Source organism: Streptomyces sp. NPDC045968 (assembly GCF_056430475.1).
Map to the genome: position 1 here is coordinate 235,576 of NZ_JBWKLF010000009.1, position 22,697 is coordinate 258,272.

At 70.7% G+C, this 22,697-nt stretch carries 20 protein-coding genes; 13 read left to right on the forward strand and 7 right to left on the reverse strand.

The genetic code is table 11. The features are described from left to right. Positions 1-63: 63 nt before the first annotated feature. Genes AC07FA_RS25875 through AC07FA_RS25885 form a run of 3 tightly spaced genes read left to right on the forward strand, consistent with a single transcriptional unit; the run spans position 64 to position 3,091 of the window. Positions 64-1,308, forward strand: a complete 1,245-nt coding sequence (locus AC07FA_RS25875) for a ubiquitin-like domain-containing protein (protein WP_479078599.1) — start codon at positions 64-66, stop codon at positions 1,306-1,308. Beyond that, on the forward strand, positions 1,305-2,189 hold the full coding sequence (gene rsmA / locus AC07FA_RS25880) for a 16S rRNA (adenine(1518)-N(6)/adenine(1519)-N(6))-dimethyltransferase RsmA (protein WP_328910627.1): 885 nt from the start codon (positions 1,305-1,307) through the stop codon (positions 2,187-2,189). Before AC07FA_RS25875 ends, rsmA begins: the two co-directional genes overlap by 4 nt. Beyond that, positions 2,186-3,091: a 4-(cytidine 5'-diphospho)-2-C-methyl-D-erythritol kinase gene (locus tag AC07FA_RS25885; RefSeq protein ID WP_479078601.1), complete on the forward strand. Its 906-nt coding sequence runs from the start codon at positions 2,186-2,188 to the stop codon at positions 3,089-3,091. Before rsmA ends, AC07FA_RS25885 begins: the two co-directional genes overlap by 4 nt. 19 nt (positions 3,092-3,110) lie before the next feature. On the opposite strand, the gene AC07FA_RS25890 is transcribed toward AC07FA_RS25885, so the two are convergent. Further along, complete coding sequence (locus AC07FA_RS25890; RefSeq protein ID WP_479078603.1) at positions 3,111-3,776, reverse strand: lipoprotein; 666 nt, start codon at positions 3,774-3,776, stop codon at positions 3,111-3,113. A gap of 147 nt (positions 3,777-3,923) precedes the next feature. Here AC07FA_RS25890 and AC07FA_RS25895 point away from each other — a divergent pair, with 147 nt between their 5' ends. From AC07FA_RS25895 to AC07FA_RS25915, 5 genes are all read left to right on the forward strand, one after another. After that, a complete protein-coding gene (locus tag AC07FA_RS25895) occupies positions 3,924-5,741 on the forward strand; it encodes an ABC-F family ATP-binding cassette domain-containing protein (RefSeq protein WP_479078604.1) in 1,818 nt (605 codons plus the stop codon). Positions 5,742-5,824: 83 nt separating this feature from the next. Beyond that, positions 5,825-7,525 (forward strand): outer membrane protein assembly factor BamB family protein, encoded by a 1,701-nt coding sequence (locus tag AC07FA_RS25900; RefSeq protein ID WP_479078606.1) that lies wholly within the window; start codon positions 5,825-5,827, stop codon positions 7,523-7,525. A 243-nt stretch (positions 7,526-7,768) separates the two neighbouring features. Then, complete coding sequence (locus AC07FA_RS25905; protein ID WP_479078802.1) at positions 7,769-9,607, forward strand: outer membrane protein assembly factor BamB family protein; 1,839 nt, start codon at positions 7,769-7,771, stop codon at positions 9,605-9,607. Between the two features lie 55 nt (positions 9,608-9,662). Beyond that, positions 9,663-11,510 carry an outer membrane protein assembly factor BamB family protein gene (locus AC07FA_RS25910; protein WP_479078607.1) on the forward strand — a complete coding sequence of 616 codons (1,848 nt, stop codon included), beginning with the start codon at positions 9,663-9,665 and terminating at the stop codon, positions 11,508-11,510. A 228-nt stretch (positions 11,511-11,738) separates the two neighbouring features. Continuing rightward, complete coding sequence (locus AC07FA_RS25915) at positions 11,739-12,434, forward strand: helix-turn-helix transcriptional regulator (RefSeq protein ID WP_479078608.1); 696 nt, start codon at positions 11,739-11,741, stop codon at positions 12,432-12,434. 36 nt (positions 12,435-12,470) lie between these two features. On the opposite strand, the gene AC07FA_RS25920 is transcribed toward AC07FA_RS25915, so the two are convergent. Further along, entirely contained in the window at positions 12,471-12,758 is a 288-nt protein-coding gene (locus AC07FA_RS25920) for a hypothetical protein (protein WP_479078610.1), read from the reverse strand. A gap of 15 nt (positions 12,759-12,773) precedes the next feature. Continuing rightward, the gene (locus tag AC07FA_RS25925; protein ID WP_479078612.1) at positions 12,774-14,444 is read right to left on the reverse strand and encodes a sodium:solute symporter family protein; all 1,671 of its coding nucleotides are present in this window, start codon (positions 14,442-14,444) and stop codon (positions 12,774-12,776) included. A 235-nt stretch (positions 14,445-14,679) separates the two neighbouring features. Between AC07FA_RS25925 and galT the strand changes: the two genes are divergently transcribed. The 3 genes from galT to galK are packed head-to-tail and all read left to right on the forward strand — an operon-like array spanning position 14,680 to position 17,875. Next, complete coding sequence (gene galT, locus AC07FA_RS25930; RefSeq protein WP_479078614.1) at positions 14,680-15,723, forward strand: galactose-1-phosphate uridylyltransferase; 1,044 nt, start codon at positions 14,680-14,682, stop codon at positions 15,721-15,723. Next, positions 15,720-16,700: a UDP-glucose 4-epimerase GalE gene (galE, locus tag AC07FA_RS25935; RefSeq protein ID WP_479078615.1), complete on the forward strand. Its 981-nt coding sequence runs from the start codon at positions 15,720-15,722 to the stop codon at positions 16,698-16,700. The genes galT and galE overlap by 4 nt, the downstream gene beginning before the upstream one ends. Further along, a complete protein-coding gene (gene galK / locus AC07FA_RS25940; protein ID WP_479078616.1) occupies positions 16,697-17,875 on the forward strand; it encodes a galactokinase in 1,179 nt (392 codons plus the stop codon). The genes galE and galK overlap by 4 nt, the downstream gene beginning before the upstream one ends. Here the strand turns inward: galK and AC07FA_RS25945 are convergent. Next, entirely contained in the window at positions 17,868-18,314 is a 447-nt protein-coding gene (locus AC07FA_RS25945) for a GNAT family N-acetyltransferase (RefSeq protein WP_479078618.1), read from the reverse strand. The two genes, galK and AC07FA_RS25945, sit on opposite strands and share 8 nt — an antisense overlap. A 241-nt stretch (positions 18,315-18,555) precedes the next feature. Here AC07FA_RS25945 and AC07FA_RS25950 point away from each other — a divergent pair, with 241 nt between their 5' ends. Then, positions 18,556-19,350 (forward strand): LuxR C-terminal-related transcriptional regulator, encoded by a 795-nt coding sequence (locus AC07FA_RS25950; RefSeq protein ID WP_479078619.1) that lies wholly within the window; start codon positions 18,556-18,558, stop codon positions 19,348-19,350. Here the strand turns inward: AC07FA_RS25950 and AC07FA_RS25955 are convergent. Next, positions 19,312-19,806: a MarR family winged helix-turn-helix transcriptional regulator gene (locus AC07FA_RS25955; RefSeq protein ID WP_479078621.1), complete on the reverse strand. Its 495-nt coding sequence runs from the start codon at positions 19,804-19,806 to the stop codon at positions 19,312-19,314. The two genes, AC07FA_RS25950 and AC07FA_RS25955, sit on opposite strands and share 39 nt — an antisense overlap. Before the next feature lie 74 nt (positions 19,807-19,880). Between AC07FA_RS25955 and AC07FA_RS25960 the strand changes: the two genes are divergently transcribed. Then, positions 19,881-20,708 (forward strand): trans-aconitate 2-methyltransferase, encoded by an 828-nt coding sequence (locus AC07FA_RS25960; RefSeq protein WP_479078622.1) that lies wholly within the window; start codon positions 19,881-19,883, stop codon positions 20,706-20,708. A 115-nt stretch (positions 20,709-20,823) separates the two neighbouring features. On the opposite strand, the gene AC07FA_RS25965 is transcribed toward AC07FA_RS25960, so the two are convergent. Together AC07FA_RS25965 and AC07FA_RS25970 are read right to left on the reverse strand one after the other, a co-directional pair. Beyond that, positions 20,824-21,510, reverse strand: a complete 687-nt coding sequence (locus AC07FA_RS25965) for a TetR family transcriptional regulator (protein WP_479078623.1) — start codon at positions 21,508-21,510, stop codon at positions 20,824-20,826. Continuing rightward, entirely contained in the window at positions 21,507-22,469 is a 963-nt protein-coding gene (locus AC07FA_RS25970) for an acyl-CoA desaturase (protein WP_479078624.1), read from the reverse strand. The genes AC07FA_RS25965 and AC07FA_RS25970 overlap by 4 nt, the downstream gene beginning before the upstream one ends. Positions 22,470-22,697 lie beyond the last annotated feature (228 nt).

Here is a 22,697-nt window from a genome sequence, read left to right on the forward strand (position 1 = left end):
GGCGAGGTTCCCTTCGGTGAAGCTCCTCTCCGTGAAGCCTCCCTCCATGAAGAGCCGACGCTCGTGGACCTGTCGTGGGCCGGCTACGCCGTCCACGACCCGACGGCGATCGACACCCCCCTGGTGCCCCGCCAGACGGTCACGGCGGAGGGCACCACCGGGCGCGGCACCCGGCCGACCGGCCGCGGCACCAGGCGCCGCAAGAGCACCGCGGGCCCCAAGGGCCTGCGGCGGCTCGTCCCGCAGGCCCTGGTGGTCGCCTTCCTGGCCGGGGGCACGTCGGCGTTCGTCGTCCACGACAAGGCCGTCCGGCTCAGCGTCGACGGGAAACCGCGCACCCTGCACACCTTCGCCGGCGACGTCGGCGAACTCCTCAAGGACGAGGGCGTCGCCGTCGGCGCCCACGACCTCGTCGCCCCGGCCCCGGGCACCGAACTGGACAGCGGCGACGAGGTCGTCGTCCGGTACGGCCGCCCCGTCACGCTCACCCTCGACGGCGCCCGCCACCAGGTGTGGACCACCGCCGAGACCGTGGAGGAGGCCCTGCGCCAGTTCGGGGTGCGCGCCGAAGGGGCGTACCTCTCCGCCTCCCGCTCCTCACGGATCGGCCGCACCGGTCTCGCCCTCGACATCCGCACCGAACGCACCGTGACCTTCATGGCCGACGGCCGCGAGCGCACCCTGCGCACCAACGCCGCCACCGTCCGCGAGGCCGTCGCCGAGGCCGGCCTCACCCTGCACGGCCAGGACACCACCTCGGTGGCCCTCGACAGCTTCCCGCGCGACGGCCAGACGATCTCCGTGATGCGGATCACCGACTCCCGCGAAGTGCGCGAGGAGACCATTCCGTACGCCGTCGAGCGAACCGAGGACCCCACCCTCTCCGCCGGTACGGAAGTCGTCGAACGCAACGGGCGCAACGGCGCGCGCCGCATCACGTACGCCCTGCGCACCGTCAACGGCGCACGGCAGAAACCGCGTAGGACCGGTGAGGAAATCCTGCGTGAACCGGTCAGCCGGATCGTGCGCGTCGGCACCAGGCGACTGCCGGACTCGGTGGCGGGCGCCGACGGACTGAACTGGAACGCGCTGGCCGCCTGCGAGTCCGGCGGCCGCCCCGACGCCGTCGACGCCAGCGGTACGTACGGCGGGCTGTACCAGTTCGACACCCAGACGTGGCAGTCCCTCGGCGGCACCGGAAGACCCCAGGACGCCCCCGCGTCCGAGCAGACGTACCGGGCGAAGAAGCTCTACGTGCAACGGGGGGCGAGTCCGTGGCCGCACTGCGGCCGTAGGCTTAGCGGGTGAGCAGCACAGAGCCCGACGCCCTCCTGGGCCCCGCAGACATCCGCGACCTGGCCGCGAAACTGGGCGTACGCCCGACCAAGCAGCGCGGTCAGAACTTCGTCATCGACGCCAACACCGTCCGCCGGATCGTGCGCACCGCCGAGGTGCGCCCCGACGACGTCGTGGTCGAGGTGGGGCCGGGACTGGGTTCGCTGACCCTGGCGCTGCTGGAGGCCGCGGACCGGGTCGTCGCCGTCGAGATCGACGACGTGCTCGCGGGCGCCCTGCCCGCCACGGTCGCCGCCCGGATGCCGGAGCGCGCCGACCGGTTCGCCCTCGTCCACTCCGACGCGATGCTGGTCCGGGAACTGCCCGGCCCGCCGCCCACCGCGCTGGTGGCCAATCTCCCGTACAACGTGGCCGTGCCCGTCCTCCTCACCATGCTGGAGCGCTTCCCGAGCATCGAGCGGACGCTGGTGATGGTGCAGGCCGAGGTCGCCGACCGGCTGGCCGCCAAGCCGGGCAACAAGGTCTACGGCGTGCCCTCGGTCAAGGCCAACTGGTACGCCGACGTCAAGCGCGCCGGGTCCATCGGCCGCACGGTGTTCTGGCCCGCGCCGAACGTCGACTCGGGACTGGTCTCCCTGGTGCGTCGCACGGAGCCGATCAGGACCAGCGCGAGCCGTACCGAGGTCTTCGCGGTCGTCGACGCCGCGTTCGCCCAGCGCCGCAAGACGCTGCGCGCGGCCCTGTCCGGCTGGGCGGGTTCCGCGCCCGCCGCCGAGGCCGCTCTCGTCGCGGCCGGCGTCTCGCCGCAGGCCCGCGGTGAGGCGCTGACGGTCGAGGAGTTCGCCGCGATCGCCGAGAACAAGCCGCAGAGCGAGCCGGAGCCGTCCGCATGACCCCCAGCGTCACCGTCCGCGTCCCCGCCAAGGTCAACGCGCAGCTCTCGGTCGGCGCCCCGCGCCCCGACGGCTTCCACGACCTGGCCAACGTCTTCCTCGCCGTCGGCCTGTACGACGAGGTGACCGTCACCCCCGCCGACGGGCTGACGGTCACCTGCTCGGGTCCGGACGCCGCGCAGGTCCCGCTGGACGCCACGAACCTCGCCGCCCGCGCCGCGATCGCGCTGGCCGCGCGGCACGGCCTCACGCCCGACGTGCACCTCCACATCGCCAAGGACATTCCCGTCGCGGGCGGTATGGCGGGCGGCAGCGCCGACGGCGCCGCCGCCCTGCTTGCCTGTGACGCCCTCTGGTCCACCGGCTCCACCCGCGAGGAACTCCTCGCGCTCTGCGCCGAGCTGGGCAGTGACGTTCCGTTCAGCCTGGTCGGCGGGGCGGCGCTCGGCGTCGGACGGGGGGAGCGGCTGACCCCGATCGAGGTCGGGGGCACCTTCCACTGGGTCTTCGCGGTCGCCGACGGCGGGCTGTCCACCCCGGCGGTCTACGGCGAATTCGACCGGCTCACCGCCGGCACGGACGTCCCGGAACCCACCGCGTCCGCCCCGCTCCTGGCCGCACTGCGCGCCGGGGACACCACCGCCCTCGCGGACGCCCTGAGCAACGACCTCCAGGCCGCCGCTCTCTCCCTGCGCCCCTCGCTGGCCGACACCCTCGCCGCGGGCACCGCGGCGGGCGCACTGGCCGCCCTGGTCTCGGGCTCCGGGCCCACTACCGCGTTCCTGGTGGCGGACGAGGAGTCGGCGCAGAAGGTGGCACACGCGCTGACCACGTCCGGGACGTGCCGAACCGCGCGCGTGGCGGTGTCCGCGGCGCCGGGGGCGACGATCCTGCGCGCCTGAGGCCCTGAGGCCGAGCGTGTCAGCCGCGCTTCAGGCTCCGCTTCGCCAGCTCGTACGCGGGCAGCATCTGCTGGTGCTCGGCGGAGTCGAGCCCGCCCAGGTGCACCACGACCGGCCCGTCCGGGGTGGTGACCGCGAACGCGCGCTCGGTCTTCGGCTCGTCCAGCAGCTCGCTGCTCACGGTGTACGTCACCTCGGTGGCGGCCAGGGATCCGGCCCTCACCTCGGTGTACGCGGCCTTCCCGGCGTTCTGGTCGGCAGCGAGGAACGCCTCCAGCACCGCGCGCGGCCCGCTGCCGGACGGTTCGCCCGCCCACACCCGGAGGTAGCCGACGTTCCCCGCAGGCTTCGCGTCGATCTCGCAGATCATCCTGACCGGGCCCTGCTCACCCAGCGCGGCCAGCTCCGAACCGGGCTCCACCTCGACGGCCTGCGGCTTCCAGGACGTCGCGACGTCGAAGGTGACCGGCATCGGGCAGGCCGAACCGGCGCCGCCGAGCGTGCCGGCCCGGGTGACGGGCTTCCCGGCGGCGGTGCCGGGGCTTTCGGGGGTGTCCGTCGTCTTCCGGGCGGCCTTCCCGGAGTCCGTACCGGAGTCCGTACCGCCGTCCGATGACGAGCAGCCGGTCAGCGTCACCGCCGCCAGGACCGCCGGAACCAGAGCCCGTACCGCATACCGCTTCATGAAGTCCCCACCCCTGAGCTGTTCCCCACCGCTCCGACCTGGGGTTCCTCCCCATGATCGGTCGCCGCACGCTATCGCACCTCCGGCGGCGACTACCCTGGGACTTCGAGCGGTCCCCGACGCAGGGACCCCCCAGGCAGGAGTGAAATGGCCGTCAATCTGGTCAATGTCGAGCAGGTCAGCAAGGTGTACGGCACCCGTGCCCTGCTCGACGGAGTATCTCTCGGGGTGTCCGAGGGCGACCGGATCGGTGTGGTCGGCCGTAATGGCGACGGCAAGACGACTCTCATCCGGATGCTCGCCAAGCTGGAGGACGCGGACACCGGCCGCGTCACCCACAACGGCGGGCTGCGCCTCGGTGTCCTCACCCAGCACGACTCACTCGACCCGAAGGCGACCATCCGCCACGAGGTCATCGGCGATCTGGCCGACCACGAGTGGGCGGGCAGCGCGAAGATCCGTGACGTGCTCACGGGACTCTTCGGCGGCCTCGCCCTGCCGGGCTTCGAGCACGGCCTGGACACCGTCATCGCCCCCCTCTCCGGTGGCGAGCGCCGCCGCATCGCGCTCGCCAAGCTGCTCATCGGCGAGCCCGACCTGATCGTGCTCGACGAGCCCACCAACCACCTCGACGTCGAGGGCATCTCCTGGCTGGCCGGCCACCTGCGGACCCGGCGCTCGGCGCTGGTCTGCGTCACGCACGACCGGTGGTTCCTCGACCAGGTCTGCACGCGCATGTGGGACGTCCAGCGCGGTTCGGTCCACGAGTACGAGGGCGGCTACAGCGACTACGTGTTCGCGCGGGCCGAGCGGGAGCGGATCGCCGCCACCGAGGAGTCCAAGCGGCAGAACCTGATGCGCAAGGAGCTCGCCTGGCTGCGGCGCGGTGCTCCCGCCCGTACGTCCAAGCCGCGCTACCGCATCGAGGCGGCCAACGAACTGATCGCCGATGTGCCGCCGCCCCGCGACACCAGCGAGCTGATGAAGTTCGCCAACGCCCGGCTCGGCAAGACCGTCTTCGACCTGGAGGACGTGACGGTCCAGGCCGGACCCAAGACGCTGCTCACGCACCTCACCTGGCAGCTCGGTCCTGGCGACCGGATCGGCCTGGTCGGGGTTAACGGCGCGGGCAAGACCTCGCTGCTGCGGGCGCTCGCCGAGGCGTGCCGTACGCAGGGCGACGTCCAGCCCGCCGCGGGCAAGGTCGTCGTCGGCAAGACGGTCAAGCTGGCCTACCTCTCGCAGGAGGTCTCGGAGCTCAACCCGAACCTGCGGGTGCTGGAAGCGGTGCAGCAGGTCCGTGACCGCGTCGACCTCGGCAAGGGCCGGGAGATGACCGCGGGGCAGCTCTGCGAGCAGTTCGGCTTCACCAAGGAGAAGCAGTGGACGCCCGTCGGTGACCTGTCCGGTGGCGAGCGGCGCAGGCTCCAGATCCTGCGCCTGCTGATGGACGAGCCCAACGTCCTGTTCCTCGACGAGCCCACCAACGACCTGGACATCGAGACCCTGACGCAGCTGGAGGACCTCCTCGACAGCTGGCCCGGGTCGATGATCGTGATCTCCCACGACCGGTTCTTCATCGAGCGGACCACCGACAAGGTGATGGCGCTGCTCGGTGACCGCGCGCTGCGGATGCTGCCGCGCGGGATCGACGAGTACCTGGAGCGCAGGCTGCGCATGGAGGAGACCGCCACCCCGGCCTCCCACTCCGGGGCGACCGCGGTGAAGGCGGCGCCGGCCGAGGCCGTTTCCCCGCAGGCCGCGCGTGCTGCGAAGAAGGAGCTCCAGAAGGTCGAGCGACAGCTGGAGAAGATGTCGACCAGGGAAACCACCCTGCACGCGCAGATCGCCGACAACTCCACGGACTTCGAGAAGGTCGCGAAGCTCGACGCCGAGCTGCGTGAACTGGTCGCGGAGCGCGATGTGCTGGAGATGCGCTGGCTGGAACTGGCCGAGGACTCCTGACCGTCGGCTGTGACGGATGGTGCGTTCGGGGCGGGTGATAGAAAGAAACCTTGCCCGGAACGCACCCAGGGGGAACGCACGGTATGAGTCAGCCGCCCGGCCAGCAGCCGCCCCAGGGGGCCTTCGGAGCCCCTTATGAGCCGGAGCCCGGCGTGTACGGGCGGCCTCAGGAGCCGTACGGGCGGCAGGCACAGCCGGGGTACGGACAGCCGGGTTACGGGCAGCCCGCCTACGGACAACCGGGTTACGGGCAGCCCGCCTACAGCTGTCCGCAGCCCGGGACTCGGCCCCAGCCCCAGCCGCCCCACGGGCCCGGCCGCGGCGGGCGTTTCAAGGGGAAGACCGCGCTCGTCGTCGCCGGGGTCCTCGTGGTGGCCCTTCTCGCGGGCGGCGGCGTCTGGTTCGCCGCGAGCGGCGGCGACGACGGGAAGAAGCCGGTCGCCGGGAAGAGCACGTCCGCGCCGCCCACCGGGGGCGACAGCAAGGGCAAGGGCAAGGGCAAGGACGAGGTCGGCGTCACCGACGCCGCGCTCGCCCGGAAGCTCAACGCCGCCCGCAAGCCCGGCGAGGCGAAGGTCCACTGGATTCAGCGCAACGGCGTCGACCTGCCCCGTAACGGCTTCGACGCCCACGGCCCGTGGATCGTCGGCGACACCGTGGTGAAGGCCATGTACCGCACGGTGTCCGGCTATTCGCTCGTCGACGGCAGGCAGAAGTGGAGTCTGCGCCTCACGGGTGAGGTCTGCGCGGCGCCCACGCGGGCATCCACCGACGGCAAGCTCGTGCTCGGTATCGAGGACAGCACCGCGAGCGACGCCTTCTGCGACGACCTCCAGATGATCGACCTCACCACGGGGAAGGCCGGCTGGCACCGGTCCTATGTGCGTTCGGGCGCGTGGGACGAGCTCTCCGATGTCTCGATGGCGATCAACGGCGCCACCGTGACCGTGGGACGCACCAGCCGGACGGACGCCTTCCGGATCAGCGACGGCAAGGAGCTGTGGGGCAAACTGCCCACCAACTGCCAGCCGTTCGGCTTCGCGAGCGGACCGGTCCCGATCGCCGCCGCCAGCTGTCAGACCGAGGCCGACGACCACGCCGAGCACCTGGTGCAGCGGATCGACCCGGTGACCGGCAAGGCCGCGTGGACGTACAAGGTCAAGAAGGGCTGGAAGGTCGACCAGTTCTACTCCGTCAGCCCGCTGATCGTCTCCCTCAAGAAGGACGACGGGTGGGCCATCGTCATCCTCAACGCCGACGGCACGTACCGCTCCCAACTGGTCGGCGGAACGGACGACTACGCGACGCGGTGCGGCAGCGATCTCCTCACCCGGGGCAGGAACATCGACAACTGCCTGGGTGTCGCGGCCGATGCCGGCACCGTCTACCTGGCGACGAAGCCCGAGTTCGTCGGCGACGGCATGACCAACGCGGTCGTCGCCTTCGACCTGGACACCGGCAAGTCCACCTGGAAGGTCGCGGCGCCGCCCGGACAGACCCTGATGCCCATGCGGGTGGAGGGCGGCAAGGTCCTGAACTACCTCTCCGCGGGGGAGGGTGACACCAAGACCGAGGGGGGCGGGATCGTGGCGCTCGCGCCGACGGGCGGCGCGTCGCAGCCGGTTCTGCGCCACCCCTCGTCGGCGGCCGCCGTGGAACGCGGCTTCTTCGATCCCCGGGTCGTCTACGCCGGCGGGCGCTCCCTGCTCATGCACGCGTACGTCACCGGGGTCACCGATGAGGAAGAGGTGGCGCTGAGGACGATGATCGTCTTCGGCGACTGACAGGCTCTCAGGTCCGGCCAAGGCGTAACGAGGGCATCACGGGGCGGTTCTCCCTTGGGAACAGGGGGTGGACCGACCCCGTGTTCGAGCCGGTGCGGGTGGTAAAAAGAAGCCCCGCTCGACTGTCGTAACACCGCGGAATCCATGCCCGATTCGCTCCTTTCCGAGGGGTATCAGCCCAGCGGAAACGCGGGGGAGACCGAAGTGGGCACCGGACCGCACCGCACGAAGGGGGACGTGCTGATGACCCAGCCGCCCAGCCAGCAACCGCCGCAGGGAGGCTTCGGGGCTCCGCAGGAGCCGCCGCAGGGGACTCCTCAGCCGCCGCCGCCCCACGGGCAGCCCCCGCAGACCCCGCCGCCCGCGCAGCCGCCGCAGATGCCGGGCGCCGCCCCGCAGCAGCCGCCGGGCCCGCCCGGTTACGGCTATCCGCAGGCACCCGGCCAGGCCCCGGGTCCGTACGCACCGCAGCCCGGCCCGTACGGGCAGCAGGCGGGACCGTACACCCAGCAGCCCGGACCCTACGGGCAGCAGCCGGGGCCGTACGGCCAGCAGACGCAGCCCGGTTACGGCTATCCGCAGCAGCAGTACCCCGGTGCGCCCGTCCCCGGCGGCCCGGCGGGCCCCGGTGGCGGCAACCCGTTCAAGGGCCGGCCCGCGGTGATCATCGGTGCGGCGGTCGCCGCGCTGCTCGTCATCGGTGGCGGCGTCGTGTTCGCCACGAGCGGCGGTGACGACGACAAGAAGCCCGTGGCCGAGAAGTCCACCGACGCCGAGCCGAGCACGTCCCCCACCGTCGACGAGGGCGACGGCAACGGCGACGGCCGCGAGGTCGACGACGACCTGAACGCCGGCCGCAAGCCGGGCGAGGCGAAGGTCCTCTGGCTCCAGACGAACGGTGTCGACCTGCCGCGCAACGGTGCGGACGTGTACGGGCCGTGGATCGTCGGTGACACGGTCGTCAAGGGCATGTACCGCGCGGTCTCCGGCTACTCGGCGGCCGACGGCAAGCAGAAGTGGACCCTGCCGCTGCCCGCCGATCTTTGCGCGGCGCCCCCGCAGCCCACCGCCGACGGCAAACTCGTCATCGGCGTGAAGGACAGCACCAAGGACAGCGCCGACTGTTCGGTCCTCCAGATGATCGACCTCAACACCGGCAAGCCCGGCTGGAAGAAGGCGGTCAAGCAGAACAGCACCTGGGACTTGATGTCCGACATCGGCCTGGCGATCAGCGGGGACACCGTCACCGTCGGACGCACCAGCAACTCCAACGGCTACCGGGTCAGCGACGGCAAGGAACTGTTCGGCAAGCCGGCGGGCAACTGCCAGCCGTTCGCGTTCGCGGGCGGCCCCAAGCTGATCGCCGCCGCCAGCTGCCGCACCGATGACATCGAGAACCCGCAGCACCAGATCCAGGAGATCGACCCGGCCACCGGCAAGGCCAAGTGGACGTACAAGCCCGCGCGCGGCTGGGAGATCGACAAGGTCTACTCGGTGAGCCCGCTGGTCGTCTCGCTGAGCCAGGAGAAGAAGAAGCAGTGGTCCATCCTCGCCATCAAGGAGAACGGCACGCTCCGTTCCCAGCTGGACGGCGACGACGAGGACAAGTTCTCCCCCAACTGCGGCAGCGGCTTCTCGATCTTCGGTGACAAGCTCGAAGGCTGCACCGGGGTCGCCGCCGACGCCAACACCTTCTACATGGCGACCGACGACGACACCAGCGGCACCAGCCGCACCAACAAGGTCGTCGCCTTCAACCTGAACACCGGCAAGCCCAAGTGGAAGGCCGCGGCCCCCGCCGAGCGCGTCATGACGCCGCTGCGGATGGAGGGCGGCAACGTGCTGCTCTACCTGGAGCCCTCGTACAACAAGGGCGGGGCCATCGCCACGCTCGCTCCGACCGGCGGCGCCCCCACCGTGGTGCTCCAGCACCCCGAGTCGACGGCCGGAATCGAGAGCACCTTCTACTCGTCGAAGATCGCCTACGCGGGCGGCCGTTCCTTCATCCTGAGCGGGCGCATCAGCGCGAGCAGCGACAAGGAGGAGAAGGAGCAGAAGACCATGATGGTCTTCGGCAAGTGACGGTTCACGACGGCACTCGACCCCACAGTCCCCTTCCTTCAGAGGTAAGCACCCCATGACCCAGCCGCCCCTGCCGCCCAACGAGCCGCCCCAGGGTGGATTCGGCGCCCCGCAGAGCCCCCCGCCCGGCGGGTTCGGTGCGCAGACCCCGCCGCCGTCCGACGGCTTCAGCAAGCAGCCGCCGCCCGCACCGCAGACCCCGCCGGCCCCCGCGCCGGGCGGTTACGGCACCCCGCAGGCGCCCCCGCCGGGGATGCCGCCGCAGAACCCCGGCTACGGCTACCCGCAGACCCCGCCGCCGGGGGCGCCCCCGGCACAGCCCGGCTACGGCTTCCCGCAGACCCCGCCGCCCGGCCAGCAGGGCATGCCCCCGCAGCAGGGGTACGGCTATCCGACCGCGCCCATGCAGCCGCAGTACCCGGGGCAGCCGGCCGGGAACGGCAAGAAGTTCTCCACCCAGATGCAGATCATCGTCGCGGCGGCGGCCGCCGTGGTGCTGATCATCGGCGCCGGAGTCGTCTACTCCGCCACCAGCGGTGACGAGACGGCCGGCAAGAACACCGAGGCCTCCTCGGCCGGCACGACCGGCGGCGAGAGCAAGGGCGGCGAGGGCAGCGGCCTCGCAGGCGGCGACGAGAAGGCACCGGCGAACAACAAGTCGACGGTCGGCTTCCAGCTGCCGCAGCCCAAGGTCACCGACACCACGACGGTCGCGGGCTCCTGGCTCACCGACAAGGTGTACGTGAAGACCGGCGTCTACGAGATCGTCGGCTACGACCCCGCCAAGGGCACCAAGCTCTGGTCGATCCCGTTGCCCGGCCAGGTCTGCTCCGCCTCCAAGCACATGAGCAAGGACTTCAAGACGGCCGTCGTCTTCGAGGCGGGCAAGCCGACCAAGGCCAAGAAGTACCAGCCGTGCAACCAGGTCGGCGCGCTCGACCTGGCCACCGGCAAGCTGCTCTGGAGCAAGTCGGTCACCGCGGCCACCGGCGGCGACGAGCCCGTCAGGTACGACGAGGTCACGGTCAGCGGCAGCACGGTCGCCGCGGGCGGTACCAGCGGCGGCGCCGCGTTCAACCTCACCACCGGCGCCGAGCTGTGGAAGCCGACGGCCGACGCGGACGGCTGCTACGACATGGGCTACGGCGGTGGCGAGGCCCTGGCCACGGTCCGCAAGTGCGGTTCGTACGACGACCCGCAGCTGACCGTCCAGTCGCTGAACCCGACGACGGGCGCACCGATCTCCTCGTACAAGATGCCGCCCGGTGTCGAGTACGCGAGCATCGTCTCCACCAAGCCCCTCGTCGTCGCCGCCGACGTCGGCGACACCGCCGGTGACGGCAGCGGCATCTCGGACTTCTTCTCGATCGACGCGGCCACCGGCAAGCTGCTCGTCCGGATCTCGGCCGACGCGGACAAGTACGCGGCCCGCTGCGGTTCCACCGAGGTCGAGACCTGCCAGCACCTCGCCGTCGGCAACAACCGGCTGTACGTGCCGACCGAGGAGCACGAGGGCGGTGGCGAGTACGGCGACACCAACGAGATCGTCGCCTTCGACCTGACCACGGGCAAGCTCGTGGGCGGCAAGGCGGACGCCGGCGACCGGTACACGCTCACGCCGCTGCGCATGGACGGCACCAACGTCATCGCGTACAAGCAGCCCCCGTACGACAAGGGCGGCCAGATCGTCTCCATCGACGGCGGAACCTTCAAGGAGACGCTGCTGATGGAGAACCCGGCCGACGAGGCGGTCCGTGACGCGGAGAGCAGTTTCTCCAGTGACTACGCCGAGGTCATCTACGCGAAGGGACAGCTGTTCCTGTCCGAGACGATGATCAGTGAGCCGCGCGAGAGCTCGCTGGACGACAAGGAGTACCTCGTCGTCTCCTTCCGCACCAGCTGACCCTGCGGCCCCCGCACGTCACGCACACGGCCCTGCCGGTCGATCAACCGACCGGCAGGGCCGATCGTTTTCCGACGGTCAACTGACCTTCAACGAACCATAATTCGGCATTCTCGGACGCTTCTGAGGCCTAAGGGGCGCGCGAGGTCGAACAAGCGTGTAGCTTGCCGGGTCACGGCCGGGGGGCCGGGCTCGCAGGGGCATACAGGGGTACATGGGGGTTGCTCGATGAGCGTGCGGCTCATGGTGGTCGACGATCACCGACTGCTCGCCGAGGCACTTGCCTCGGCGCTGAAACTGCGCGGGCACCGGGTGCTCGCCGCGGCCGCGCCGACGTCAGGTGCGGCCGAACTGGTCGTCAGCAGGGCGCCGGAGGTCTGTCTGTTCGGCACGGCGGCTCCCGCGGAACCGGGGACGTTCGACCCGATCGTCCGGATCGGGCGGGAGCGCCCCCAGGTGGCGGTCGTGGTGCTCGGCCCCGTGCCGAGCCCGCGCGGGATCGCGGCGGCGTTCGCGGCCGGGGCCGCCGGCTACGTGCGTCACGACGAGCGGATCGAGGGCGTCGAGCGGGCGATCATCAAGGCCAGGGCCGGTGAGGCGGCGGTCGCGCCGCAGCTGCTCAGGGCGGCGTTCACGGAGCTGCTCAACCCGGCGGTCCAGCCGGACGACGAGGGGCAGCGGCTGCTGCGGTTGCTCACCCCGCGCGAGGTCGAGGTGCTGGTGCGGGTCGCGGAGGGCGAGGACACCCGGCTGATCGCGGCCGGTATGGGCATCGCGTCCAGTACCGCGCGTACGCATGTGCAGCGGGTGCTGATGAAGCTGGGCGTCGGTTCCCGTCTGGAGGCGGCGGCGCTGGCCGCCCGCACCGGGCTGCTGGACCGGGCGCTCCTGGACACGCGGCAGGGGCCGGACCTCCCCGGCTGAGCGGGTGGCGTCCGGCCCCTGCGGCGGGCGGGAGCGTCAGTGGTCGGCGGGCTCCGGTACGTCGGCCGGGGCGACGGCCGGGCGCAGCTTCATCCAGATCAGGAAGAACAGCCCGAGCGCCAGCATGGCGAGGCCGGTCCAGAGATTGATGTGGACGCCCTCGGCCTTCTTCAGATCCGCCTCGGACGGGCTGATCCCGGCGATGGTGACGATCACGCCGTAGACCACGAAGAGGCCGCCGATGATCCTCCGGATGTCGAAGAGCCGGGCCGCGGTCGCGGACTTGCGCTCCAGGTCGGAGACTTCCTTGTGCAGGTCGGACATGGTGAGTGCCTCCGATCAGAGCGAGTAGGGCAGATAACACAGGGCGGCGAGGACGATGGCGCCCCAGCCGAGCAGGGCGGGGCTGCGGTACCAGGCACTGTCGGCCTCGTCCGGTACCTCGTCCGCGTCCGGGGGCTCCGTTCCGTACACCAGGCCGGCGAGTTCGGCCTCGGGCTTCGGCGCCGTGAAGAGCGTGACGGCGACCATGACCACGGCTCCGGCGACGAATCCGACGATCGCGGAGACGAAGTTGGCGCCCTGGTCGGTCGGGATGTCGATGACCCCGCCCTTGTAGATCCAGAAGTAGTTGACCATCGCGGCGGTGGTGCCCGCGACGAGGCCCCACACACCGGACTTCATCGAGGCGCGCTTCCAGAACATGCCGATGATGAACACGACGAACATCGGGACGTTGAAGAAGGAGAACAGCGTCTGGAGGTAGCTCATGATGTTGGAGAAGCTGGCGGCGATGAAGGCCGTGCCGATGGAGGCCACCACGCCGATCGCCGTGATCAGCCGCCCGAAGCGCAGGTAGTACGCGTCCGACTCGTCCTTCTTCACGTACCGCGCCCAGATGTCGGTGGTGAACACCGTGTTGAACGAGGACACGTTCGCCGCCATACCGGCCATGAACGCGGCCAGCAGACCGGTCACCGCGATGCCGAGCACACCGTTGGGCAGGAGTTCCTGCATCAGCAGCGGGATGGCGTCGTTGTACGTCAGGTCCGATTCCGGCGTGCCGATCTGCGGTACGACGACGGCGGCGACCAGGCCCGGGATCATCACCGCGAAGACGATGAAGATCTTCGGGAACGCGGCGATCAGCGGGGTGCGCTGGGCGGCCGAGAGGTTCTTCGCGGACAGGGCGCGCTGCACCTCGGCGAAGTTCGTCGTCCAGTAGCCGAAGGAGAGCACGAAGCCGAGGCCGAGGATGATCGTCAGCCAGTTGGCGCCGAGCGGGTTGGCGTCACCGATGCCGGTGCCGCCCCAGGCGGAGAGGAAGTCCGGGCCGTGGCTCTTCTCCAGCGACCCGGTCAGACCGTCCCAGCCGCCGACGCGCTTGAGGCCCAGCAGGGTGAGAGGGATCAGCGCGGCGAGGATGACGAAGAACTGCAGCACCTCGTTGTAGATCGCCGAGGAGAGCCCGCCGATGGTGATGTAGATCAGCACGAAGAGGCCCGCGACGACGATCGCGACCCACTGCGGCCAGCCGAGGAGCGCCTCCACGACGATCGACAGGGCGTAGAGGTTGACGCCCGCGATCAGGATCGCCGCGAAGGCGAAGAGTATGGAGCTCAGCAGGTGCGCCGACCTGTCGAAGCGCTGGAGCAGGAACTCCGGTACGGAGCGGACCTTCGACCGGTAGTAGAAGGGCATCATCACGAGGCCCAGGAAGACCATCGCCGGGATGGCCCCGATCCAGTACCAGTGGACGACGGCGACACCGTACTGCGCGCCGGTCGCCGCCATGCCGAGGATTTCGGTGGCACCGAGATTGGCCGCGACGAAGGCCAGACCGGTCACCCAGGCGGGCAGTGACCGCCCGGAGAGGAAGAAGTCGAGGCTGGTCTTCACGCTGGCGCGGGCGGCGAAGCCGATGCCGAGCACCACGACGAAGTAGATCGCCAGGATCGTGTAATCAAGCCCGTTTGTGGGGAGCCGGAGCCCTTCGGCCAGATAGTTCATGGGGGGTACTCGCTTCGTTGCGCGAACTGAACCCGACGGAACCTACGCCTCTGCATTCATAAAATGAACAGTTGTGATGGCGTTCTTTGTTCGATCGTGATCGGGTGGCCCGAGATTGAGATGATTTGCCCCTGTCCGCACTCCGTCGCATTCCTCGTCAGCCGGGCGACCTCCCACCATTGACGCGCCTGTTGGCTTGTGGTTTGTTATGTGCGGTTATGTTTGGAGGAACCTGGTGAAGAAGACGGTTACGCGCCTCGCCGACGGCCGTGAGCTGATCTATTACGACTCCGCGGACGACACCGTCCGCGATGCCATCGACCGCCGCCCGCTCGACGCCGTCTCCACCTCGTCGGAGGTCCGCCGCGATCCGCTGCTCGGCGACAGCGTCGCCATCGCCTCGCACCGGCAGGCACGCACCTACCACCCGCCGGCCGACGAGTGCCCGCTCTGCCCCTCCGCGGGCGACCGGCTGAGCGAGATCCCCGACAGCCACTACGACGTGGCCGTCTTCGAGAACCGCTTCCCCTCCCTCGCCGGGGACGCGGGCCGCTGTGAGGTCGTCTGCTTCACCTCCGACCACGACGCCTCGTTCGCCGACCTCACCGAGGAGCAGGCGGCCGTGGTGCTGGAGGCGTGGACCGACCGCACCGCCGAGCTCGCCGAGCTCGACCAGGTCACCCAGGTGTTCTGCTTCGAGAACCGGGGCGCCGAGATCGGCGTCACCCTCGGCCACCCGCACGGGCAGATCTACGGCTACCCCTTCGTCACCCCGCGCACCGAGCTGATGCTGCGCTCGGCGCGCGCCCACCGCGAGGAGACCGGCCGCAACCTCTTCGACGACGTCGTGGCCCGCGAGCTCGCCGACGGCGCCCGTGTGGTGCTGTCCGGTGAACACTGGGTGGCCTTCGTGCCGTACGCGGCGCACTGGCCGTACGAGGTGCACCTGTATCCCCGCCGCCGCGTCGCCGATCTGCGCGGCCTCGACGCGGCGGCCCGCACAGAGTTCCCACAGATCTATCTGGAACTCTTGAGGCGATTCGACCGGATCTTCGGCCCCGGCGAGCCGCCGACCCCGTACATCTCGGCCTGGCACCAGGCCCCGTTCCGAGTCCCCGGCCGGGAGGACTTCGCGCTCCATCTGGAGCTTTTCACCATTCGGCGCACCTCGGGCAAGCTGAAGTTCCTCGCGGGCTCCGAATCCGGTATGAGCGCATTCATCAACGACGTGCCGCCGGAGGCCGCGGCCCAGCGACTGCGAGAGGTAGCGAGCGAGTGAGCAACTCCCGGAAGAAGTACCTGGTGACCGGCGGCGCAGGATACGTCGGCAGTGTGGTCGCCGCACACCTGCTGGAGGCGGGTCACGCGGTGACCGTCCTGGACGACCTCTCGACCGGTTTCCGGGAGGGCGTCCCGGCGGGGGCCGAGTTCATCGAGGGGCGCGTCCAGGACGCCGCCAAGTGGCTGGACCCGTCCTACGACGGCGTGCTGCACTTCGCCGCGTACTCCCAGGTCGGCGAGTCCGTCACCGACCCCGAGAAGTACTGGGTGAACAACGTCGGCGGGACCACCGCCCTGCTCGCCGCGATGCGCGACGCCGAGGTGCGGACCCTGGTCTTCTCCTCCACCGCCGCGACCTACGGGGAGCCCGCCTCCAGCCCCATCACCGAGGCCTTCCCGACCGCGCCGACCAACCCGTACGGCGCGAGCAAGCTCGCCGTCGACCACATGATCACGGGCGAGGCCGCCGCGCACGGCCTGGCCGCCGTCTCGCTGCGTTACTTCAACGTCGCGGGCGCGTACGGCAGTTCGGGCGAGCGGCACCGCCCCGAGTCGCACCTCATCCCCCTCGTCCTCCAGGTCGCCCTGGGGCAGCGCGACACGATCTCCGTGTACGGGGACGACTACCCGACCCCCGACGGCACCTGCGTCCGCGACTACATCCACGTCGCCGACCTCGCCGAGGCCCACCTCCTCGCCCTGGGGGCGGCCACCCCCGGCGAGCACCTGATCTGCAACCTGGGCAACGGCAACGGCTTCTCCGTACGCGAGGTCATCGAGACCGTCCGGCAGGTCACCGGCCACCCCGTCCCCGAGACCCCGGCCCCCCGCCGCGCCGGGGACCCGGCCGTCCTCGTAGCCTCCGCCGCCACCGCCAGGGAGCGCCTCGGCTGGCAGCCGTCCCGCGCCGATCTGGCCGGCATCGTCGCCGACGCCTGGGCCTTCGCCCGCAGAGAGGAGTCCACCACCTCATGACTTCCGGACCCGCAGACACGGAGGCCGTCGGGGCCACCTTCACCGAGCTGTACGGGAGAGCCCCCGACGGGGTCTGGGCCGCGCCCGGACGGGTGAATCTCATCGGCGAGTACACCGACTTCAACGACGGCTTCGTGATGCCGCTCGCCCTCCCGCACACCGCGCTCGCGGCCGTCGCCCGCCGCACCGACGGCGAGCTGCGGCTGCACTCCACCGACGTGCCCGGCGGCGTCGTCCAGCTCCGTGTCGACGAGCTGGCCCCGCACCAGGGCCACGGCTGGGCGGCCTACCCGGCCGGTGTCGTCTGGGCCCTGCGCGAGGCCGGCCATCCGGTCACCGGCGCGGACATCCAGGTCACCTCCACGGTCCCGACCGGCGCCGGCCTCTCCTCGTCGGCCGCCCTCGAAGTGGTCACGGCGCTCGCCCTGAACGACCTGTTCGGCCTCGGCCTGAGCCCCGCAGAACTGGCGGTGCTCGGCCAGCGCGCCGAGAACGCGTTCGTCGGCGTCCCCTGCGGCGTCATGGACCAGATGGCCTCGGCCTGCTGCACCGACGGCCACGCCCTGTACCTCGACACCCGCGACCTCACCCAGCGCCAGGTCCCCTTCGACCTGGCCTCCCACGGTCTTCAGCTCCTGGTCGTCGACACCCGGGTCAAGCACGAGCTGGGCGACGGCGCGTACGCGGAGCGCCGCGCGGGCTGCGAGGAGGGTGCCCGGCTGCTCGGTATACGGACGCTGCGCGAGCTCCCGTACGACGGTCTCGGCGCCGCGCTCGCCACGCTGGCCGAGGCCGGCGCCGACGAGTCCGTCGTGCGCTACGTACGCCATGTGGTCGGTGACAACCACCGGGTCGAGCAGGTCATCGCCCTGCTCGACGCGGGCGAGGTGCGTGCGGCGGGACCGGTCCTCGACGAGGGCCACGTCTCGCTCCGCGACGATCTCCGGGTCTCCTGCCCGGAGCTGGACCTGGTGGTCGCCACGGCGAACACGGCCGGGGCGCTCGGCGCGCGGATGACCGGCGGCGGTTTCGGCGGCTCGGCGATCGTGCTGGTGGAGGAGGCGGACGCGGATGCGATCGCCAAGTCCGTGCGGGAGGCGTTCGCTTCGGCCGGTTACGCCGCGCCGGGGGTCTTCCCCGCCGTGCCGTCCGCCGGGGCTCGCAGGCTCAGCTGACCAGCCGCTTCACCAGGATGAACTCGGTGACGCCGGGCGGGTAGTCGTCGACCTGCCCGACCACCTCGTACCCCTGCTTCCCGTAGAAGGCCGGTGCCTGGAAGTCCCAGGTCTCCAGCCGCGCGTCGGTGCAGAACCGCTCGGTACGGGCCACGCGTTCGGCCTCGGTCAGCAGTCGTGAACCGAGGCCGAGCCCGCGGTGGCTCGCCTCCACCCAGAGCAGTTCGATGTGGAGCCAGTACGCCCAGGTCCGCCCGCACAGGCCACCGACGATGCCGCCCTCCTCGTCCAACACCCAGACGTCCAGAGGTACTTCGTGTTCGGCGTGGGTGGACAGCAGGGCCCGGAGCTCGGGTGAGGCGGCTCTGTTGTCATCACGCAGTCGACCGCTCAGCAGAATGCGACGTTCTTTGTCTACTTCTGTCTCAAGACGGAACATGAAACACACCCTAAACACCCTGGGCGACCAGTTCCGCGAATTCCCTTCCCCTTCCGGCCCCCGCCCGTACGCTGATGCTCAGCACCGGTGGGGGCCGGTGCCGATTCAGGGGAGCGAGACAGTCGGGTACGACGCCCGGGACTGGTGGCGGTCGGTGTGCGGCGGCGGCCGTGTGCCGAGGACCACCGGAGGGTTCCGGGCGTCGTACCCGTAACTGTCGGCCCCCACGATGGGGGTGTCTGTGGCTCGTATCCGGGTTCTGGTGGTCGACGACCACCGCATCTTCGCCGAGTCGCTCGCGGCGGCCCTCGCGGCCGAACCGGACGTCGACGTGGCGGCGGCGGGCAGTGGCCCGGCCGCGCTGCGCTGTCTGGAGCGCGCGGCGGCCGAGGGTCGTCCGTACGACGTGCTGCTGATCGATGCCGAACTGGGCATCCTGGCAACGGGCGGTGCGCGCGCCGTACCCGTACCGAACAACGGGGAGAACGGCCTGGTCGACGGCATCTCGCTGGTCGCGGGTGTCCGTGCGGGCCAGCCGTCCGTCCGTTCGGTGGTGCTCGCCGAGAGGGACGATCCGCGCCGTGCGGCGGCGGCGCTCCAGGCCGGCGCGTCCGGCTGGGTGGCCAAGGACTGCTCGCTGCAAAGGCTGCTCGCGGTCATCCGGGGCGTCCTGCGCGACGAGACGCATCTGCCGCCCGCGCTGCTGACCGGGGTCCTGCGGGAGCTGACGGCGGCGCGCAAGCACCGTACGGAGAGCCAGCGGCTCATCGAGTCGCTGACCCCGCGCGAGTGCGAGGTGCTGCGGTGCATGGTGGCGGGGCTGGGCCGCAAGGCGGTCGCGGAGCGCCTCTTCCTGTCCCCGCACACGGTGCGTACGCACATGCAGAACGTGCTGGGAAAGCTGGGCGTGCACTCCACGCTGGCCGCGGTGGCACTGGCGCGGCGGGCGGGCGTTGGGCCGGCCGATCTGTCGGTCGGCCCGCTGTCCGGACCGGCCCTAGGGAACGTTGTCGAACGGGGCGGTCAACTGGCGTAGCAGTCCTGCCAGTTCACCGCGCTGCTGGCGGGAGAGCTGTCCCAGGATGGCACGTTCCTGATCGAGGAGGCCGGCCAGTGACTGGTCGGCCTTGTCCCGGCCCTCGGCGGTCAGCCGTACGAGCACGCCGCGCCGGTCGCTGGGGTCGGGGAGGCGCTCGACGAGATTCTTCTTGGTCAGCCGGTCGATGCGGTTGGTCATCGTGCCGGACGTGACCAGTGTCTGGGTCAGGAGCTGGCCGGGGGAGAGCTGATAGGGGGAACCCGCGCGCCGCAGCGACGTCAGTACGTCGAACTCCCACGGCTCCAGGTTGTGCTCGGCGAAGGCGATCCTGCGGGCCCGGTCGAGGTGGCGGGCCAGACGGGAGACGCGGCTCAGTACCTCGAGTGGTTCCACGTCGAGGTCGGGGCGCTCTCGGCGCCATGCAGCGACCAGCCGGTCGACCTCGTCCTCCATGTGGATCAGTGTAGAGGGTCTGTCGACATAGAGTCTCTTGAATTCGAGTCTCTTGACATCAAGATACTTTCGGGATGATCCTGGCTCCCATGACCGCACCCCTCTGGGACCCGCAGCAGTATCTGCGCCACGCGGACCACCGCACCCGCCCCTTCCACGACCTCCTCGCCCGCGTCGGTGACCTGCCGAACCGGCCCGCTCCCCGTATCGCGGACCTCGGATGCGGCGCCGGCAACGTCACCACCCTGCTGGCCGACCGCTGGCCGCGGGCCCGTATCACCGGCTACGACAACTCCCCGGAGATGCTGTCCCGCGCGGCCGCCCACGCCCGTCCGCTCCTGGACTTCGCGGAGGCCGACGCCGCCACCTGGGAGCCCCCGGAGACCTACGACCTGATCGTCTCCAACGCCCTGCTCCAGTGGGTCCCCGGCCACGCCGACCGCTTCCCCGTCTGGCTGGACGCACTCACCCCCGGCGGCACGTTCGCCTTCCAGGTCCCCGGCAACTTCACCGCCCCCAGCCACACCCTGCTGGCCGCACTGCGCGAATCCCCCCGCTGGCGCCCCCGCCTGCACGGCGTCGGCGACCGCACGGCCGCCGTCCTGGACCCCGCGGACTACCTGAACCGCCTGCGCGCCCTGGGCTGCGAGGCGGACGTCTGGGAAACCACCTACCTCCAGACCCTCCAGGGCGAGGACCCGGTCCTCGACTGGGTCAAGGGCACCGCACTGCGCCCGGCCCTCACCGCCCTCGCCGGCGACCCGGAAGCCCGCGACGCCTTCCTCACCGAATACCGCGACCTCCTGCGCACCGCCTACCCACCGGGCCCGCACGGCACGGTGTTCCCGTTCCGCCGTATCTTCGCGGTGGCCCGCAGGGCGGCGGCGCCGGGTCGCAGCTGACCAGCGCGTCCCGCGTGAGGCCGATGCCGGCCGGGAACGGAAGCGCTGACACGGCAACGGGCCGCGCACCCCGTGTCCCAGGGGTGCGCGGCCCGTGCCGCGAGAGGTGGCGGTGTCAGTTCTTGCGGTGGCCTATCAGGCGGGGCTTGGCCTCCAGGTTCTCCAGGCCGTGCCAGCACAGGTTCACCAGGTGCGCCGCGACCTCCGCCTTCTGCGGTTTGCGGACGTCCAGCCACCACTGGCCCGTCAGCGCGACCATGCCGACCAGCGCCTGTGCGTACAGCGGGGCCAGCTTCGGGTCGAAGCCCCGGGCCTTGAACTCCAGGCCCAGGATGTCCTCCACCTGGGTGGCGATATCGCTGATCAGCGAGGCGAACGTGCCCGTCGACTGGGCGACCGGGGAGTCGCGGACCAGGATGCGGAAGCCGTCCGTGTACGTCTCGATGTAGTCGAGCAGCGCGAACGCCGCCTGTTCGAGGAGTTCACGCGGATGGCCCGCGGTCAGGGCGCTCGTCACCATGTCCAGGAGCTGACGCATCTCGCGGTCGACCACGACGGCGTACAGGCCCTCCTTGCCGCCGAAGTGTTCGTAGACGACCGGCTTGGAGACCCCGGCGCGGGCCGCGATCTCCTCCACCGACGTGCCTTCGAAACCCTTGGCGGCGAAGAGGGTGCGGCCGATGTCCAGCAGCTGCTCGCGGCGCTCCTTGCCGGTCATCCGGACCCGTCGGGTCCGGCGGACGGGGGAGGGTCTGCTCTTCTCGCTGCCTGTGCTGCCGTCGGTCGCCACGTCGTCAATCATGCCGCGTCGGCGGGCGCGGGGTTGCGGCGGGCGTCGATACGGGCCGTATCGGGCCAGCGGACGTCGGACGCCCAGCCCAGCTGCTCGAACCAGCGGATCAGCCGGGCACTTGAGTCGATCTGGCCCTTCATCACCCCGTGCCGCGCGCTCGTCGGGTCCGCGTGGTGCAGGTTGTGCCAGGACTCGCCGCAGGACAGGACCGCCAGCCACCACACGTTCCCGGAACGGTCACGGGACTTGAAGGGGCGCTTGCCGACCGCGTGGCAGATCGAGTTGATCGACCACGTGACGTGGTGCAGCAGCGCGACCCGTACCAGCGAACCCCAGAAGAACGCCGTGAAGGCACCCCACCAGGACATCGTCACCAGACCGCCGACCAGCGGCGGGATCGCCAGCGAGACGATGGTGAAGGTGAGGAAGTGGCGGGAGATGCCGCGGATCGCCGGGTCCTTGATCAGATCGGGGGCGTACTTCTCCTGCGACGTCCGCTCCTCGTCGAACATCCAGCCGATGTGCGCCCACCACAGCCCCTTCATCAGGGCCGGCAGCGTCTCGCCGAACCGCCACGGCGAGTGGGGGTCGCCCTCGGCGTCGGAGAAGCGGTGGTGCTTGCGGTGGTCGGCGACCCAGCGCACGAGCGGGCCTTCGACCGCCATCGAACCCGCGACGGCCAGGGCGATGCGGAGCGGACGCTTCGCCTTGAAGGAGCCGTGCGTGAAGTAGCGGTGGAAGCCGATGGTGATGCCGTGGCAGCCGAGGTAGTACATGCCGACCAGCAGGCCCAGGTCGAGCCAGCTGACACCGCGGCCCCAGGCCAGCGGCACCGCCGCGAGCAGGGCCACGAACGGCACCACGATGAACACGAGCAGCGCGATCTGCTCGACCGACCGCTTCTTGTCGCCGCCGAGCGTGGCGGGGGGAAGGACGGGATCGTCAATCACATTGGGGCTGGTGGGCATGGGGAGTCCCCTGTGGGATGAGAAGTACGACGGATTCCGCAGGCTACGCATCCGTAACCTACGGCTTGGTAAGTATGGCAGTGAGAAGCCCCGCGATACGAGAGCCGCGTCACCGTGGTCGTTTCGCGGGTACCCGTCAGGGCTGCGCGGCACGCCGCCGACACGGACACCTATCCTGGGAGAGTCGGACAGCGCGGTCCGCACTCTGCATACCCGGGGTGGCGACAG

What these genes read in the sequence shown, in the direction of transcription:
- AC07FA_RS25885 (WP_479078601.1), top strand. Translation starts at nt 2,186, where the DNA reads ATGACCCCCAGCGTCACCGTCCGCGTCCCCGCCAAGGTCAACGCGCAG.
- AC07FA_RS25890 (WP_479078603.1), bottom strand. Translation starts at nt 3,776, where the DNA reads ATGAAGCGGTATGCGGTACGGGCTCTGGTTCCGGCGGTCCTGGCGGCG.
- AC07FA_RS25895 (WP_479078604.1), top strand. Translation starts at nt 3,924, where the DNA reads ATGGCCGTCAATCTGGTCAATGTCGAGCAGGTCAGCAAGGTGTACGGC.
- AC07FA_RS25900 (WP_479078606.1), top strand. Translation starts at nt 5,825, where the DNA reads ATGAGTCAGCCGCCCGGCCAGCAGCCGCCCCAGGGGGCCTTCGGAGCC.
- AC07FA_RS25905 (WP_479078802.1), top strand. Translation starts at nt 7,769, where the DNA reads ATGACCCAGCCGCCCAGCCAGCAACCGCCGCAGGGAGGCTTCGGGGCT.
- AC07FA_RS25910 (WP_479078607.1), top strand. Translation starts at nt 9,663, where the DNA reads ATGACCCAGCCGCCCCTGCCGCCCAACGAGCCGCCCCAGGGTGGATTC.
- AC07FA_RS25915 (WP_479078608.1), top strand. Translation starts at nt 11,739, where the DNA reads ATGAGCGTGCGGCTCATGGTGGTCGACGATCACCGACTGCTCGCCGAG.
- AC07FA_RS25920 (WP_479078610.1), bottom strand. Translation starts at nt 12,758, where the DNA reads ATGTCCGACCTGCACAAGGAAGTCTCCGACCTGGAGCGCAAGTCCGCG.
- AC07FA_RS25925 (WP_479078612.1), bottom strand. Translation starts at nt 14,444, where the DNA reads ATGAACTATCTGGCCGAAGGGCTCCGGCTCCCCACAAACGGGCTTGAT.
- galK (WP_479078616.1), top strand. Translation starts at nt 16,697, where the DNA reads ATGACTTCCGGACCCGCAGACACGGAGGCCGTCGGGGCCACCTTCACC.
- AC07FA_RS25945 (WP_479078618.1), bottom strand. Translation starts at nt 18,314, where the DNA reads ATGTTCCGTCTTGAGACAGAAGTAGACAAAGAACGTCGCATTCTGCTG.
- AC07FA_RS25955 (WP_479078621.1), bottom strand. Translation starts at nt 19,806, where the DNA reads ATGGAGGACGAGGTCGACCGGCTGGTCGCTGCATGGCGCCGAGAGCGC.
- AC07FA_RS25960 (WP_479078622.1), top strand. Translation starts at nt 19,881, where the DNA reads ATGATCCTGGCTCCCATGACCGCACCCCTCTGGGACCCGCAGCAGTAT.
- AC07FA_RS25965 (WP_479078623.1), bottom strand. Translation starts at nt 21,510, where the DNA reads ATGATTGACGACGTGGCGACCGACGGCAGCACAGGCAGCGAGAAGAGC.
- AC07FA_RS25970 (WP_479078624.1), bottom strand. Translation starts at nt 22,469, where the DNA reads ATGCCCACCAGCCCCAATGTGATTGACGATCCCGTCCTTCCCCCCGCC.